Annotated in this window: 1 protein-coding gene; it reads right to left on the bottom strand. The window is 67.5% G+C overall.

What is annotated here, in order from left to right; all coding sequences use genetic code 11:
* Positions 1-428: SDR family NAD(P)-dependent oxidoreductase (locus tag ASE56_RS17360; RefSeq protein WP_200914055.1), on the bottom strand; the 428-nt coding region annotated here is incomplete at both ends.

Genomic DNA, 428 nt, shown 5'->3' with positions numbered 1-428 from the left:
CTGGCGGCTGCGGAAGACAGATTAACGATGGCGCCGCCCCGACCGCCATGCCGGCTCGACATGCGCTTCACCGCTTCGCGTGCGCACAGGATCGAACCGATGACGTTGATGCGGAACATCCGCTCCAGCCGTTCGCCCGACATCTCGTCGATCCGCGCCTTCTGGTCGACAACGCCGGCATTGTTGACCAGCCCATCCAGCGAGCCGAAATGGGCATCGACGGTTTCGAACAGCCGCATGACGTCGGCCTCGCTGCCGACATCGGCCTGCACCGCCAAGGCTTTCGCGCCTGTCTCCTCGAGCTCCCGCGACAGACTGTCGGCCGCTTCGCGGTTCGCGACATAGCTGAAGGCGACAAGCCAGCCGCGCGCCGCCGCCATGCGCACGATCGCCGCGCCGATGCCGCGCGAGCCGCCGGTCACCAGCAG

The organism is Microbacterium sp. Leaf203, assembly GCF_001421275.1.
Lineage (GTDB): Bacteria > Actinomycetota > Actinomycetes > Actinomycetales > Microbacteriaceae > Microbacterium > Microbacterium testaceum_A.
Note: the sequence above shows the minus strand (reverse complement) of the source record. Positions and strands in the feature narration are given on the sequence as shown.